This is a genomic window from Gordonia sp. NPDC003424, assembly GCF_053588655.1.
In genome coordinates this window covers 83,653-99,697 of the sequence record NZ_JBSFQJ010000017.1, presented here as the reverse complement: position 1 = coordinate 99,697, position 16,045 = coordinate 83,653, and the positions used below count along the sequence as shown (strand labels likewise).

General features: G+C 67.3%; 11 protein-coding genes and 1 pseudogene. 6 read left to right on the top strand and 6 right to left on the bottom strand.

All coding sequences use genetic code 11. The annotated features are described in order from the left end of the window. Positions 1 to 2 precede the first annotated feature (2 nt). Both ACWDTI_RS21300 and ACWDTI_RS21295 read left to right on the top strand, forming a co-directional pair. Positions 3 to 1,403, top strand: a complete 1,401-nt coding sequence (locus tag ACWDTI_RS21300; RefSeq protein ID WP_449740120.1) for an SRPBCC family protein — start codon at positions 3 to 5, stop codon at positions 1,401 to 1,403. 149 nt (positions 1,404 to 1,552) lie between these two features. Further along, complete coding sequence (locus ACWDTI_RS21295; protein WP_449740119.1) at positions 1,553 to 3,043, top strand: long-chain-fatty-acid--CoA ligase; 1,491 nt, start codon at positions 1,553 to 1,555, stop codon at positions 3,041 to 3,043. Positions 3,044 to 3,142: 99 nt separating this feature from the next. On the opposite strand, the gene ACWDTI_RS21290 is transcribed toward ACWDTI_RS21295, so the two are convergent. Genes ACWDTI_RS21290 through ACWDTI_RS21275 form a run of 4 tightly spaced genes read right to left on the bottom strand, consistent with a single transcriptional unit; the run spans position 3,143 to position 6,334 of the window. Further along, positions 3,143 to 3,817 (bottom strand): TrmH family RNA methyltransferase, encoded by a 675-nt coding sequence (locus tag ACWDTI_RS21290; protein WP_449740118.1) that lies wholly within the window; start codon positions 3,815 to 3,817, stop codon positions 3,143 to 3,145. 1 nt (position 3,818) lies between these two features. Next, positions 3,819 to 4,379, bottom strand: a complete 561-nt coding sequence (pyrE, locus tag ACWDTI_RS21285; protein WP_449740117.1) for an orotate phosphoribosyltransferase — start codon at positions 4,377 to 4,379, stop codon at positions 3,819 to 3,821. A gap of 30 nt (positions 4,380 to 4,409) precedes the next feature. Next, the gene (locus ACWDTI_RS21280) at positions 4,410 to 5,309 is read right to left on the bottom strand and encodes a hypothetical protein (RefSeq protein ID WP_449740116.1); all 900 of its coding nucleotides are present in this window, start codon (positions 5,307 to 5,309) and stop codon (positions 4,410 to 4,412) included. A 14-nt stretch (positions 5,310 to 5,323) separates the two neighbouring features. Further along, the gene (locus ACWDTI_RS21275) at positions 5,324 to 6,334 is read right to left on the bottom strand and encodes a D-2-hydroxyacid dehydrogenase (protein ID WP_449740115.1); all 1,011 of its coding nucleotides are present in this window, start codon (positions 6,332 to 6,334) and stop codon (positions 5,324 to 5,326) included. A 234-nt stretch (positions 6,335 to 6,568) separates the two neighbouring features. Between ACWDTI_RS21275 and ACWDTI_RS21270 the strand changes: the two genes are divergently transcribed. From ACWDTI_RS21270 to ACWDTI_RS21255, 4 genes are all read left to right on the top strand, one after another. Then, positions 6,569 to 9,559 (top strand): FAD-binding and (Fe-S)-binding domain-containing protein, encoded by a 2,991-nt coding sequence (locus ACWDTI_RS21270; RefSeq protein WP_449740114.1) that lies wholly within the window; start codon positions 6,569 to 6,571, stop codon positions 9,557 to 9,559. 774 nt (positions 9,560 to 10,333) lie between these two features. Next, positions 10,334 to 11,527: a M24 family metallopeptidase gene (locus tag ACWDTI_RS21265; RefSeq protein WP_449740113.1), complete on the top strand. Its 1,194-nt coding sequence runs from the start codon at positions 10,334 to 10,336 to the stop codon at positions 11,525 to 11,527. 10 nt (positions 11,528 to 11,537) lie between these two features. Beyond that, positions 11,538 to 12,773, top strand: coding sequence for an aminotransferase-like domain-containing protein (locus ACWDTI_RS21260; protein WP_449740112.1), 1,236 nt, complete (start codon positions 11,538 to 11,540; stop codon positions 12,771 to 12,773). Next, positions 12,770 to 14,026 (top strand): M20 family metallopeptidase, encoded by a 1,257-nt coding sequence (locus tag ACWDTI_RS21255; protein WP_449740111.1) that lies wholly within the window; start codon positions 12,770 to 12,772, stop codon positions 14,024 to 14,026. The genes ACWDTI_RS21260 and ACWDTI_RS21255 overlap by 4 nt, the downstream gene beginning before the upstream one ends. A 34-nt stretch (positions 14,027 to 14,060) precedes the next feature. Here the strand turns inward: ACWDTI_RS21255 and ACWDTI_RS21250 are convergent, their stop codons facing one another. Continuing rightward, complete coding sequence (locus ACWDTI_RS21250; RefSeq protein WP_449740110.1) at positions 14,061 to 15,452, bottom strand: MFS transporter; 1,392 nt, start codon at positions 15,450 to 15,452, stop codon at positions 14,061 to 14,063. Positions 15,453 to 15,540: 88 nt separating this feature from the next. Then, positions 15,541 to 15,998 (bottom strand): annotated as a pseudogene (locus tag ACWDTI_RS21245) (GntR family transcriptional regulator). Positions 15,999 to 16,045 lie beyond the last annotated feature (47 nt).

The following is a 16,045-nucleotide window of genomic DNA, read 5'->3' as shown; positions in this document are numbered from 1 at the left end:
TCATGACCACATCATTACCCCTGGCCCAGGTTGCGCTCAGCGTGAGCGACCTGCAGCACAGCCAGCGCTGGTACCGCGACATCTTCGGTTTCGCCGAGGCCGGCGGCACCCACGCCTTCATCCCGCTGCTGGGATCCGAAGACGTGCAGAACGTGCCGGGCGCCACCAGCGTCTGCTGGTGGATGCTCGACGGCACCCCCGGATTCCAGATGGAGCTCTTCGAGTTCTCCAAGCCGGAGCCCAAGCCGGTTCCCGCAGACTGGCGTCCGAGCGACATCGGTTACACCACGGTCGGTTTCCACGTGTCCGACTTCGACGCGACGCTCGATCGGCTGGCTCGCCGCAACGTCACCCCGCTGACCGAACCGATGGGAATCCTCGGGTCGCGACGCGTGTGCGTCACCGATCCCGACGGCGTGCTGCTGGAGATCATGGAGGACGACCCGCGTGTCGACGGGATGGGCCCGCGTCCGCAGACCCCCGCCGTCGTCCGCTTCACGACTCTGTCGGTGCCGGACCTCGCCGAGGCCCGACGCACCTGGATCGACGTGATGGGTCTGCCCGAGGTGAACCTCACCCTGCACGACGCCGAGCACGAAAAGCTCTGGGGTCTGGCCGGTTCCATGCGCGACTCGTTTGTCGTCCAGGCCGGCGACGCCTTCCTCGAGGTGGTGCAGTATCTCGATCCGATCGGCAAGCCGTGGCCGGAGGGCTATCACATCAGCGACCTCGGCATCCTGAACATCGCGCTGGGTCTGCCGGATCGTGCCTCGCTCGACGCCCTCGTCGAGAAGGGCCAGAAGGTCGGCATCGAGCCCAACACCACCAAGGGTACGGTCGTCGACAAGATCTGGTACGCCTCATACGTCAACGACCCGATGGGCTTCTCCATCGAGTTGCTCTGGCACGGCAGCAAGGGCAAGCGCCGTGCGGCCGACCCACTGGGTCTGCTGGAGCTCGGCTTCACCGAGAAGAAGCCGCCGGTCAAGCGGGTCAGCGCCGTCGCCCAGACGACGGCCACGCCGGAGCAGGTGTGGGCCGTGCTCGACGACCACGCCTCGATGTCCGAGTGGACACCGTTCAAGCGCTCCCAGGTCGTCAACGGCGGCGACGAGCGTGGCGTCGGACTGGTCCGCGAACTCAGCGGCGGACCGGTCGGCATGAAGGTCAGCGAACAGATCGTCGCGGCCGATGCCCCGCATCGCATGGAGTACACCGCCAAGGGCGCACCGGGCATGAAGCGCTACTTCAGCATCATCGACGTCGAGGCCAACCCGGCCGGCGGCAGCACGATCACCTGGGAAGCGCAGTACCGCACACTCCTGCCCGGATCGACCGCGATCACCGGTCGTATGGTGCAGACCCTCGCCGACGGGCTCGCCCGCGCGGCAGAACGTAGCTGATTCCCCGCTCCCCAGCAGCACGCGACAGTCACGAAGGGTCTCAACCAGACCCTTCGTGGCTCGCCGGCGCTTCGCACCGCAGCGAGCACCGCGCCGCGCGGTCACCACGGGTCACCCCCAAATCTCTTCCCCACGAACAGGACTCACGAATGAACCTCACCGACAACCTGCGCCGCACCGCAGAGCGTCACCCCGACGTCGTCGCGATCAAGCTCGACGACGCCGAGATCACCTACGCACAGCTGAACGGCCTCGCGGCGAAAACCGCTATGTGGCTTCGTGATCTGGGCGTCGAGCCCGGCGACCGCGTCGCCGTGTCGCTGCCGAACATCCCGCACATGCCGGTGATCTACTACGGCATCCTCTGGGCCGGCGGCGTCGTCGTGCCGATGAACCCGCTGTACAAGGACCGCGAGTTCGCCCACGTCCTGCGCGACAGCGGCGCCAAGGCGTTCTTCGCCTGGAACGGCGTCGCCGAGCAGGCCGCCAAGGGCGCCGCCGAGGCGGGCGTGACCTTCGTCGAGGTCGATCCGGCCACCTTCCTCGGTCAGGTCACCGAACATTCGGCGATCAAGGCCGCCGATCGTGGCGGCGACGACACCTCGGTGATCCTCTACACCTCGGGTACCACCGGCGCACCTAAGGGCGCCGAGCTCACCCATGCGAACATGATCCGCAACGCCGAGATCTGTGCCGACGCACCGTTGGTCGGACTCTCCACCGGCGACGTGGTGTTCGGCGGGCTGCCGCTGTTCCACGTCTTCGGACAGACGTGCATGATGAACGCCGCCGTGCTGACCGGTGCGACCCTCACCCTGCTGCCGCGGTTCGACCCGGAACGCGCCCTCGAGATCATCGAGCGCGACAAGGTCACCCACATGGGCGGCGTCCCGACGATGTTCGTCGCGCTGTCTCAGTTCACCGAGCATGAGCGCTTCGACACGTCGAGCCTGACCCGGTGTGTTTCCGGCGGCGCAGCATTGCCCGTCGAGGTCCTCAAGGCGTTCGAGGACGCTTACGGCGCAGTGATTCTCGAGGGCTACGGCCTGTCCGAGACCTCCCCGGCGGTGTCCTTCAACCATGCCGACCGGGAGCGCAAGCCCGGCTCGGTCGGCCAGCCGGTCGAGGGCGTGGAGATGAAGCTCGTCGACGACGCCTGGAACGAGGTGCCCGAGGGTTCCGACGGCGAGATCGCGGTCAAGGGACACAACGTGATGAAGGGCTACTTCGGTAACCCGGAAGCCACCGATGCCGTGCTGCGCGACGGTTGGTTCCGCACCGGCGACATCGGTCGCCGCGACGAGGACGGCTACTACTTCATCGTCGATCGCGCCAAGGACATGATCATCCGCGGTGGGTACAACGTCTACCCGCGCGAGGTCGAGGAAGTGCTGTACGGACATCCGGCCGTCGGCAGCGTCGCCGTCGTCGGCATCCCGAGCCAGATGCACGGCGAGGAGGTCGCCGCGGTGGTCACCCTCAAACCGGGCATGACCGCCACCGAGGACGAGATCCGCGACTACGCCAAGGAGCGGGTTGCCGCCTACAAGTACCCGCGGGTCGTGCGTCTCGTCGATGCACTGCCCCTCGGCCCGACCGGCAAGATCCTCAAGCGCGAGATCACGGTCGATTCGCTGTAGGCACCGCATCTCCGCGTACGTCGAGGCAATCGGCGTACCGCACCGACAAGGTCGTCGGCGCTCACACTTCGAGGGGGTGAGCGCCGGCGACCATCGTCGTCACCAGGCGGTGTTCAGATCCGCATGCTGCCGCACCCACGCGTGCATGGCGATCCCCGCCGCCACACCGGCATTGATGCTGCGGGTGGACCCGAACTGCGCGATCGACACCGTCAGGTCGGCGTGATCCTGGGCGTGGTCGCTGACCCCTGGCCCTTCCTGGCCGAACAGCAGCACGCAGTCTCTCGGTAGCTCAACGGTTTCCAGAGGTTGCGCGCCCGGCGTGTTGTCCACCGCCACCACCGTCAGGCCCGAATTCCGCGCCCAGACAATCAGATCCGCCACCGTCTCGTGGTGATGCAGATGCTGGTATCGGTCGGTGACCATGGCGCCCCGCCGATTCCAGCGTCGTCGACCGACGATGTGCACCGCCGCCGCCGCAAACGCATTGGCCGTGCGGACCACGGTTCCGATGTTCGCGTCGTGCGCGAAGTTCTCGATCGCAACGTGAAACGGATGACGACGGGTGTCGAGGTCGGCGACGATCGCCTCGCGCGTCCAATACCGGTAGGCGTCGACGACGTTTCGGGTGTCGCCCTCGGCCAACAGTTGCGGGTCGTAGCGCGGATCCGTCGGCGGCGGGCCCTCGCGCGACACGTCCCACGGACCCACACCCACCGCCGGTCCCGCCTGCCACTCGGTCGGACCGGCCTCGTCGGCGTCGGCCGGAGTCACCTCAGGCGAGTCCGAGATCGGCCAGCCCGAGCAGCGAGCGATACGGCACGCCGAGCTTGCCGATCACCTCGTCGGCGCCGGTCGCCCGGTCGACCACGGTCGCGACACCGACGACGTTCGCCCCGATCGCCCGTGCGGCCTCGACGGCCGTCGACGGCGACGCACCGGTGGTGGAGGTGTCCTCGACGATCAACACGTTGCGCCCGACGATGTCGGGGCCCTCGATCTGCCGTTGCATCCCGTGTGCCTTGGCGGCCTTGCGGACCACGAATGCGTCGATCGGCCGCCCTTGCGCGTGCATGATCGACGTGGCGACGGGGTCCGCGCCCAGAGTGAGGCCACCGACCGCGTCGTAGTCCCAGTCGGCGGTGAGTTGCCGCATCAGTGCGCCTATCAGCGGGGACGCCTCGTGGTGCAGCGTGGCCCGTCGAAGGTCGACGTAGTAGTCGGCCTCTTTGCCGGACGAGAGCGTGACCTTGCCGTGCACGACGGACAGTTCCGTGACCAGGGCGGCCAGCCGCCCACGATCGGCAGCATCGACGGACGGTGTTGACGACGTCATCTCACTCATTCTTCGGTCAGTGGCGTGCGTTCAGGGCGCACGGTGCCGGTTGGGGCGGTCGGTTGGTTGTACCGGCATCGGCTGCATCCGGCGACCGGCCGTCGGCGGGCCGGCACTTTCCGGGCCTGCCGACGGGCTCGGGTTCGGTGGCCTCGGCGGAGCCGCGGGGCGTGTCGCCTCCGGAGCCGGACTCCCCACCGGTTCGCCACCCTCGATGCGGGCGCGACGCTCGTCGTCGCGCATGTGATCGGTCTTCTCGTCGGCGAACTCGGCCCGGATCGGACCGTGCGGATCCCGCGGGTCCGGGGCGTCCTGCGGGTCGGTGACCGGGGGCAGGACCCGCAGCAGGTCGGCGAACCGACGCACCACTTCGAGTCCGGTGTCGAGGTGCTCGTCGTCGGTGGTCAGCGGCATCGACCCGAGCGCCCAGTTGCCCTCGTTCCACAGCACCTCGATGTAGGTCGGCGCGTTGTTGGCCAGCGCGACCATCCGGCGGTCGCAGACACGTCGTGCGACGTCGAGGTTGTTGGAGAACATCACGCGGGGGCCCATCGCACCGAGCAGCTCGACGTCGTCCTCCGCGGGCGCCAGGACATCCTCGTGTCGCAGGTCGATCACCACCCGCGACGCCGACGACCGGCGCACGGCGATCACGGTCGCGGTCTCGGTGACGTCGAACACCACCGCTTCCGCACCCCCGTAGTGGCCGAACGCGACGTCCTGAATTTCCGCCGTATCCGCGACGTTCATGGTCGCGCGGTGAAACACCTTGCGCAGCTTGCTGTCCGTCTCACGGAATTTGAACTCGTGGCGGTCGCCCCACACTGCGCGCTGGTGGCGCGCAACATTCGAACGCCGACGATCCAGCCACAGCAGAAGGCCGGCACCGATCAATGCCAGCACTGCGATCACGAAATACACGATGGTCATCGCGCTACAGCCTACTATCGGGCGCGACTCCCGGCGGTCGCGACATAACCACGTTCTTTGTCGACGACGTTGCGCAGCACCTCGGCGGGCTCCCCGGGCTCCGCGATATAGCGCCGCAGGTTGTCCAGGAACAGTTCGGCGAGCTCGTCTCGCCAGCCCCGGACGTCACCGCTCATGTGTGCGGAGATCGCGACATTCGCCATGGTCCAGAGCGGGCTGTCGGCGGGTAGCGGTTCGGCGTCGAACACGTCCAGCGACGCCGCCCCGATGGCTCCGGTACGCAGGGCGTCGACGAGGGCGGGCTCGTCGACGAGCTGCCCACGACCGACGTTGATGAAGTGCGCGTCATCACGCATGGCGGCCAGGACCGGCGCATCGATCATGCGCTCGGTCTGCGCGGTGAGCGGCGCGATCGCGACGACGGTGTCGAAGTCGCCTACGTATGCGCGCAGGTCGGCGGTCGGGTGGACGGTCCCGAAGTCGGGGTCGTCGGCGCGCGCCGTGCGACCGGCCCCCTCGACCCGCATGCCGACCGCGCGCAGAAGCCGGGCGGTCGCCCGGCCGATGCCGCCGGTCCCGATCACCAGCGCCGACGTGCCCGCCGTCCGAGTCGTCTCCCGATGTCGCCACTCGGTCCGTCGCTGGAACTCCTTGGACTCGTGTAACTGCTTGTCACGAGCCAGTATTGAGGCGAGCACGAACTCTGCGATCGGCTGGTCGAACACGCCGGACGCATTGGTGACCACCACCTCCGAGTCGCGTAGCTCGGCGAAGAGCAGCGAGTCGACACCGGCTGCGCACACGTGCACCCACCGTAGGTCGTCGGTCGCCGGACCCCAATTGTCTTTCAGCGCACGGGAAAAGAAGTCCCAGACAAGCAGCACGTCGGCACCGGGGAGAGCCTGGGGAAGGGCGGGGGCAGTGCAAAGCCGAACAGTCGCAAGCTTTTCGATCTCCGCGAGGTTGTGCGGCCGCCGAACATGGTCCGCGCCGAGTATCGCGATGGTCGGTCGGATGCTGTTCACCTCTCCCACCGTAACCCAGAGCTGAATATGCGCGCGGTGTCAGCCGAAGGCGACGTCAACCATTGCTTCGGCCGACCGCTGGCGCCGCAGTATATTCGGCTCCGACGCCGGCGACCCTCTCCGACCCGCAGGAGGCGCACCCGGCATCGTCAGGGACGAGCAAATCGCTCTTGGCCTGCGACGATTCACCGCGGCCCTGACGGAAGCACTCGAGACCGATACCCTCGGTCAGAGATGACGCATGCCCGCAGCTCAGCAGTGACGGACGGCGACTCCGATGTCGTCGGCGATCTCGCACGTCTCGGCGTCGAGGTCGACGGCTCGTCCCGCCGTCTCAGCGAATACTCGTACGACGCATCGAACTATCGGGTGCGGCCGATGGCGGTCGTGTTCCCCCGATCGGCCGACGACGTGGCCCGGACCGCCGCCTATTGCCACGACCACCGCGTACCGATCATCGCGCGATCGGGCGGCACATCCATGGGTGGCAACGCCATCGGCGCCGGCGTGGTGCTCGACTTCTCGCGGCACCTCGACCGGCTCCGCGAGGTCGACGCCGACGGCAGAGCAGCGGTGGCCGACGCGGGCATCGTGCTGAGCACGCTGGCTTCCGAGGTCCGGGACGCCACCGGAGGTCGTCTGACGTTCGCCCCCGATCCGTCGTCGGCGTCGCGCGCGTGCCTGGGTGGCGCGATCGGCAACGACGCCTGCGGCAATCACTCGGTGCGCTACGGCCGCACCACCGATCACATCGAGGAACTCCACCTCGTCACGGCGGACGGCCTCCGGCTCACCGCCACTCGATCCGGTGTGTCCGCAACCGACGAAACCGATTCTGTCGCAACCGAACGAGCACGCGACCTGACGACCGGCCTGCAAGATCTGACCGGCCGCAACCTCGCGATCCTGCGGACCGACCTGGAGACCATTCCACGCCAGGTGTCCGGATATCACCTCGCACACCTGTTGCCGGAGCACGGATTCGATGTCGCTCGGGCGCTCGTCGGCAGCGAGGGAACCTGCGCGATCGTCGTCTCGGCACGTGTGCGGCTGGTGCCGGTTGCGTCGTCGCAGTTGCTGGTGTGCGTCGGGTATCCGTCGGTGGTCGACGCCGCCCGCGACGTTCCGGCGATACTGCCGTTCGCGCCGTCGGCGATCGAGGGCATCGATCGGAGCATTGTCGCCACCATGCAGGCACGGCGTGGCCGCGACTCGGTCACCGGTCTCCCCGGCCTTGTTGTCGCCGATGGTGAGACACAGAGTGCGGCATGGTTGTTCATCGATCTGGATGAGCAGAGTGCGGATCGGATGGGAGAGGCCGACGTGGCGTCGACCGCCAAGCGCCTCATCGAGGATCTGCAGGTGCAGGGCCGGATGATCGACGCGACCACCGTCGACGACCCGGCCGTCCGCCGGGCACTGTGGCGTGTGCGCGAAGACGGGGCCGGTCTCTCCGCTCGGCTGGCCGACCCCGACGACGAGAGTGTCGGGGCCGGCTACGAATCCTGGCCGGGGTGGGAGGATGCTGCCGTAGCGCCCGAACGCCTGGCCGACTACCTCGACGACTTCTCCACGCTGCTCGATCGTTTCGACCTCACCGGCGTGATGTACGGCCACTTCGGCGCCGGCTGCATGCACGTCCGCATCACCTTTGACCTCCGCACCGCCGCCGGTCGCGCACGGATGGACATGTTCTGCACGGCCGCAGCCGAACTCGTCGTCGCACATGGTGGTTCGCTGTCCGGAGAACACGGCGACGGCCGTGCCCGATCCGCGCTGCTGCCGATCATGTATTCACCCGCGATGCTCGCCGCCTTCGCGGAGTTCAAACGCATCTGGGACCCACACCGAATCCTCAATCCGGGCAGCATCATCGATCCCCCGCCGATCTCCGACGACCTCGCCCTCGCCGATGTCCCGAATCGGAAATGGCCGACCGAGATCCACTTCGGCGGCACACAGAGCCCGGGCACCGACTCGCGGCTCGATCCGTTCGTCCATGCGGTGCAGGCCTGTATCGGCGTCGGCCGCTGTCGAAGCGCCACCAGCGGTGTGATGTGCCCGAGTTACCGGGCTACCCGGGACGAGAAGGACTCCACCCGCGGACGAGCGCGGGTGCTGCAGGACCTGGTCCGAACCGCACCCGACCTCACAACGGCGTGGCGTTCACCGGATGTCGCCGATGCCCTGGATCTGTGTCTGTCCTGCAAGGCCTGTTCGACGGACTGCCCGACCGGCGTCGACATGGCCTCGTACAAGTCGGAGTTCCTGCACCATCACTACCGGCGGCGGCGACGTCCGCTCTCGCACTATTCGCTCGGTTGGATGCCCGCGTGGCTGTCGGCGGCGGGCATTGCCGCCCCGGTCGTCAACACGGCCTTACGCAGTCCGCTGCGGTCGCTCGCCGCCCGCGCCGGCGGCCTCGACCCACGACGATCCATGCCCCGGTTCGCCACACGCCGTCAGCGTCGCAGTCACCTCGAGTCACTGCCCGGCGTCGACCCGCACACTGACACGATCCTGTTCGTCGACTCGTTCACCACTGCGTTCCGCCCGCAGGTCGCCACCGCGGCCGCACAGGTCCTGGGCGCCACCGGCGACCGCGTCGGCTGTACCGCCGAGAACTGCTGCGGCCTCACCTGGATCTCCACCGGGCAACTCACGCATGCCCGGAAGGTGCTCTCCCGCACCGCCCTTGCGCTCGACGACGGCACCGATCGACCGATCGTCGTACCCGAACCGAGTTGCGCTGCCGCCCTGCGCAAGGATCTCCCCGAATTGGTACACAGCTCGGCCGCACAACGAGTTTCCCGACGCGTGCACAGCTTCGCCGACTTTCTTCCCACGCTGATCGACGACGGTTGGCAACCACCGGCGCTGCCCGAATCTGTGACGCTGCAGATCCACTGCCACGAGTACTCGGTCTTCGGTGCCCGATCCGGCCGTGCCGCCCTGGAAACGCTCGGCGTAACGGTCCACGCAGCCGACGGATGCTGCGGAGTGGCAGGCAATTTCGGCTTCGAGAAGGGACACTACGAGGTCAGCATGCAGGTCGCCGAACACGCGCTGGCCCCGGCCCTGCGGTCCGCCCCCGACCGCCCGGTGATCACCGACGGCTTCAGCTGCGCGATGGCCGTCTCCCACCTGGCCTCCGTCGATCCCGGCATCACCGCCACCGGCCTGCACCTCGCCGAACTGCTCACGGGTTGGCCGCAGACCCGATGACCGCCCCAAGGCCCCTTTCGCCGGTGGATCTCGATGCGCTTCGTCGCTATCGCTCCTCGCTTACTCGATCAGCGGAGGGGGCGACCGCCCGAATCAGTCCGCCGCCGCATCGAGACCACTCGCCTCTTCGCTGGTCGAGTAAGGCACCGAGCGCAGCGAGGCGCCGCATCGAGACCCCTCCCCTCCGCCGGTCGACCGAGCGCATCGAGACCCCTCCCCTTCGCTGGTCGAGTAAGGCACCGAGCGCAGCGAGGCGCCGCATCGAGACCACCGCGGCAAGAGATCTCGATGCGCGGGCTCGCAAGCTCGCTCGCTTACTCGATCAGCGGCGGGAACGACGCTTCCGATCAGCCCAGAGCGCAGCGAGGCGCCACATCGAGACCCCTCCCCTCCGCCCGTCGACCAAGCCCTTCGAGACCCCTCCCCTTCGCCCGTCGACCGAGCGCATCGAGACCCCTCCCCTTCGCTGGTCGAGTAAGGCACCGAGCGCAGCGAGGCGCCGCATCGAGACCACCGCGGCAAGAGATCTCGATGCGCGGGCTCGCAAGCTCGCTCGCTTACTCGATCAGCGGCGGGAACGACGCTTCCGATCGGCCAGAGGGCAGCAAGGCGCCACATCGAGACCACCGTCCCAGAATCACACCCCGAGAGGAGTCCGATGACCACCAACCACGCCCACCCCGCACTCCCACAAGCCCTCTCCCACCTCCTCATCGACGAGTTCCTCGACATCAAGTATGTCGCCCGTCCGATCCGGAATCGATAAGGAGGCGTATGTATCTCGGCGCTCAGCTGTTCACCGACAGCGAGTACCACCATCGGCTCACGCGCGTCCGTGAGCTGATGGATCGGCAGGGCCTCTCGGCCATCATCGTCACCGATCCGGCGAACATCTTCTACCTGATCGGGTACAACGCATGGTCGTTCTACACCCCGCAGATGCTGTTCGTGCCGATCGACGACGACATGGTGTTCTTCGCCCGCGAGATGGATGCCCATGGCGCGCACCGCACGACGTGGCTGCCCGAGGACCAGATCGTCGGCTATCCGGAGAGTTACGTGCACCGCCCGCACGTGCATCCGTTCGACTGGGTGGCATGGGCGCTGCGTCAACGGCACCAGATCGCGCCCGCCTCCAAGGGCGGTTCGGTCGGCCTCGAGATGGACTCGCACTTCTTCTCCCCCAAGGCCTACCGCGCGCTGGTCAACGCCATTCCGGAGTGGAAGCTGGTCGACAACTTCGAACTCGTCAACTGGGTGCGGTCGGTCAAGTCCGACGCCGAGGTCCAGCTGATGCGCCAGGCCGGCATGGTGTGTTCCGAGGCCATGCGTGCGGCCATCGACACCATCGATGTCGGTGTGCGGCAGTGCGATGCCGCCGCCGCCATCTCGCAGGCCCAGATCACCGGGACCGACGAGTTCGGCGGTGACTACCCGGCGATCGTGCCGATGCTACCGACCGGCGCCGCTGCCGACACCCCGCATTTGACCTGGCATCAGGGCACTTTCGCCGACAACGAGGCCGTCACCATCGAACTGACCGGTGCCCACAATCGATACCACTGCCCACTGGCGCGTACCGTCACGCTGGGCACACCGACCAAGGATCTGGACTACGTCGCCAACGCCACCGCCGAGGGTCTCAACAACGTCCTCGACGCCATCCGCCCTGGCGTGGCCACCCGCGAACTGGCGTCCACATGGAACTGGAGCCTGGCGAAGTACGGCCTCGAAAAGCCTTCGCGGCTCGGCTATTCCATCGGTATCGGCTATCCACCGGATTGGGGCGAACGGACCATCAGCATCCGCACCGAAGACGAGACCATTCTCGAAACCAACATGACCTTCCACATCATCTGCGGAATGTGGATGGACGACTACGGTTTCGAGCTCTCCGAGTCGGTACGGGTGAGCCCCACCGGCGTCGAGACGTTCACCGCCTTCCCCCGCGAACTGATCCGAAAATGAGGTGATCACCATGTCCGCCCACGCTCCCACCATCCCCCTCGCCGGGCGCGCCAAGAACCTCGTCGGGTCGCTCATCGACTCGTCGACCTCACTGCTCGCCTCGCAGCAGCACGACATCGTGCGCTTCGCGATGGGCGCCCCCGCCGACGAGGCCGTGCCGGCCGACGAGTTCCGGCAGATCGCCGGGGAGATCCTCGATCACACCTCGTTCACCTACGGCGCCACCGAAGGCGAGCCCCGGCTGCTGGGGCTCCTCGTCGACTACCTGGCAACCACCCCGGACCCGTCGAGCCACGAACGCCTCGTCATCACCACCGGCGGAATGCAGGGACTCGACCTCGCCGGCAAGCTCTTCATCGACCCGGGCGACCTCGTCGTCGTCGAGTCCCCCACGTACACCAACGGCAGCGCCACCGCCCTCTCGTACGGCGCGCAGCTGCTCGAAGTACCCGTCGACGACGAGGGAATGCAGGTCGATCAGCTCGAATCCCTTGTCGCGCACACCCATCAGGTCCCGAAGGCGATCTACACCATCCCCACCTTCCAGAACCCGTCCGGGGTGACCCTGTCCGAGGAACGCCGCCGAGAGCTCCTCCGGCTCGCACACCGGTGGGGTGCGGTGATCATCGACGACGACCCGTACGGACTGCTGCGCTTCGCCGGCGACGACATCCCCACCTTCCAGACCCTCAGCCCGCAGGATCCGCTGGTGTTCTCGGTGCGCACCTTCTCCAAGATCCTCGCCCCGGGGTGGCGCGTCGGGTGGGTCGATGCCGATCCGTCGTTGCGGCAGTTGCTGATCAACGGCAAGCAGGCGATGGACACCTGCACCAACGTCCCCAATCAGCACATCGTCGCCGAGTACATCGCTCGCGGCGGCCTCGACGATCACCTGGCGGGCATCCGTGGTCTGTACCGCGAGCGCAAGGAGGCCATGATCGACTCCATCGGTCGGCATCTCGGCGACCGGGTGACCACCACCGACCCCGAGGGCGGCTTCTTCCTGTGGGTCACCCTGCGCGATGAGTTCGCGGAGATCGACACCCGGGAACTGTTCGAGGTCGCACTCGCCGACGGCGTCGCCTTCATCCCGGGACCCGCCCTCTCGCCCGGTGGCCGGTTTCGCAACGCGCTGCGACTGTGCTTCGCGTCGAGCACCCCGGACCGCATCGACGAGGGCATCCGCCGCCTCACCACAAGTCTCGAGAAGATGGCGCATACTTCCATGAGGGGTTTTCGACGATGAGAGGTGGAGCGGTGTCGCTGACGGAGGCCGAGACCGGGGTTCTCTCGCACATCACCCCGGACACGGTCGCGATGCTCACCGCCGGTCTCGTGGAGGCCGCGAGCGAGAATCCGGGCGGCACCGAAGCCGACGCCGTCGCGGTCCTGGCGCAGGCATGCCGCGGGGCCGGATTCACCGTCGACGTCCACGAGGTCGCGCCCGATCGCCCCAACCTCGTTGCCACGCTGCCGGCCGGCGACGGTCCCGGCCTGATGCTGCTCGGCCATTCCGACGTCGTCCCCGCCGGGCCCGGCTGGACGTCGGACCCCTATCGCCCGCGCTTCGCCGACGGGCGGATCTACGGCCGCGGCACCACGGACATGAAGGGGGGCCTGGCGGCGGCGGTCGTCGCCATGCAGGCGTTGTCACATGCCGGCGCCTACGGCATCGACCTCGCCGGCCCGGTGCAGTTGGTCTGCACCGTCGACGAGGAGGAGCACGGTCTCGGTGTGCGCGATTTCGTCGCCCGCCCGTCCGGCGCCGGGAGCGAAGCGAGCGGGCCGAATGCCAACGCTCACACATTCGTCGGATGCATCGTCGCCGAGCCCACCGACTTGACGATCGTGCGCGGCTGCCGCGGGGCGTCGTACCTCCGGGTCGACATCACCGGGCGCGCAGCACATTCGGGACGGCCCGCCGACGGCCGCAGCGCCATCGAGGCGGCCGCCTCGATCGTCGACCTCATCCGCTTCGACCATCGGCAACTCGGCATGACCGCCGACGGCCTGCTCGGCTCGGGAACCTGGAACGTCGGCACCATCACCGGCGGACAGGGGATCTCGGTGGTGGCGCCGATGTGCGAACTCGGCATCGACCGGCGCCTCATGCCCGATGAGGACGCCAACGACATCGCCGACCAATTGCGCACTGCCATCACCGATTCCGGGATCGACACCGACGGCATCTCGGTGAACGTCACCGTCACCATGGAGATGCCCGGATTCGCCACCCCCGCCGACCATCCGCTCGTCACCAGCTCGGTCGCCGCGGTCACCGACGCCGGGCGGGAGACGTCCGTCGGTGGGTGGAGCGCCGCCTGCGACGGTGGATTCGTCAGCCGTGACCTCGGCATCCCGACCATCGTCCTGGGGCCCGGCAACATCAACACCGAAGCACACCAACCCGACGAGTCCGTCGCCGTCGCCGACCTCGAAACCGCCGCCCGCGCCTACACTATCGCCGCCCTGCGGCTACTGGCCGCCCCCGTCGGCTGAGCCACATCTCACCTCTCTCTCGACGCGCCTCCAATCAGGAATCCTGAGGAGTCGTCCCCGCCGGCATCTGGGAGTCGTTCTCCCTGCTCGGAATCTCCGTGCCGCGCAGCGAGCATCCGGCGGTCTCCTTGAGGAAGGTGAGGGCGAGCATGCCGATGGCGCAGGAGCCCATCATGTAGATGGCGGGGAACAGGTTCCAGCCGGTCGACTCGACCACCGCGTCGTTGACCAGCGGGGCGGTGCCGCCGAACGCGGCGGTCGCGACGTTGTAGGAGATGGCAAACCCGGCGTAGCGCACCTGGGTCGGGAACATCGCCGGGAAGGTCGCCGAGATCGTGGCCAGCTGCGGGATGTACAGCAGGCCCAGAACGACGAAACCGACTATTGCCCAGGCAAATCCCTGACCCATCAGCCAGTACAGCGGAAGCGCGAGGACGAACAGGCCGATCAGCGATCCCCACCACATCGGTTTACGCCCGGTCGTATCCGACCACCGGCCGAAGAACGGGATCATCACCATCATCGCCAGCTGACCGATCAGCACGACGGTCGATCCCGACGAATCCGAGAGTCCGATCGTGCTCTTCAAATACGTCGGCTGATAGGCCAACAGCGTGTAGTTCGCGACGTTCAACGCGATGACCATGCCGAACATGATCAGGATCGGCCGCCAGTAGTTGCTCAGCAGATCCTTCAACCCCTGCCACGCGGAGCGCTCGACCTCGGCCTTGTGCTCCAACTCCTGGAACACCGGCGTGTCCTCCATCTGCGAGCGCAGGTAGAGCCCGATGAGCCCCAGCGGCAACGCGATCAGGAATGGGATACGCCAACCCCAGGTTTGCATGGCGTCGTCGGACAGCAGCAATTCCAGCAGCAGGACCACGGCGGTACCGGCACTGAAGCCGGCCAGTGTGCCGAACTCGAGGAACGAGCCGAACCGGCCGCGTTTCTTGTCCGGCGCGTACTCGGCCATGAACGTTGCGGCGCCACCGTATTCGCCTCCGGTGGAGAAGCCCTGGATGATCCGCAGCGTGATCAGCAGGATCGGTGCCCACACGCCGGCCACGGCGTGCGTCGGCAGCAGACCGATCAGTGCGGTCGCGCCGGAGATCAGCAGAATCGTCATGGCCAGCACTGATTTCCGGCCGATACGGTCACCGATCGGACCCCAGATCATGCCCCCCAGCGGGCGCAGCACGAAGGAGATCGCGAAACCCAGCATGGTGCCGATGGTTCCGAGGTCGCCCGGGAAGAACGCCTGGGTCAGATAAGTCGTCGTGGCGGCATAGACACCGTAGTCGTACCACTCGGTTGCATTGCCGATGGCCGAGGCGCCGATCGCCTTGCGTAACAGGGATTTGCCCTCCGGGGATTCCGGATCCGGGGCGAGTTCTTCGTATGTCGCGGGTGAGGATGCTCTAGTCATCTGTGCCTCTCAGAATCGTTTGGCCAGTTGTCTTTTCGCTCTCACATCAGTGGATGGGGTACGCGGGGCGCCGGAACCAGGGCGCGCCTCACGCCGTCGATGCGGACTCCGAACCGCCGTCGCCGATCAGTCGGCGCAGCCTGTCGGACATGTGCGCGATCATCAAGCTGTCTGCCGTCGCGGTGTCTCGCGCCGCGATGGCGTCCACCAATGCCTGGTGCTCGTCGATTCTCTCCTTCCCCGAGGAATATGTCCCTCGCATGGCGCGCAAGCATATTCGCGTCTCCACGATCATCGTGTCGTGCAGGCGTGAAAGCCGCTTGCTGCGGCGGTCAGTCGCTGCATCGCTTCACGCAGCGGGCCTCGACTGACCCCGAGATCGGCAGCGAGACCGGCTTCGGTCAGTTGCGACCCCGGCGGAAAGTCACCGTTCGCGATCGCATCGCGCAACTTACGCGCGATGATCGCCGGTGTCGACTCCTGCACCAATGGGGTCAGGATTCGCTTGCGTCCGCCGGCGCCCTCCTGCGACGTATTCAGGACCATGACCCTTCGTTCTTACCGTGATTCGCCCGAAGAAGACAGCCGAGCCA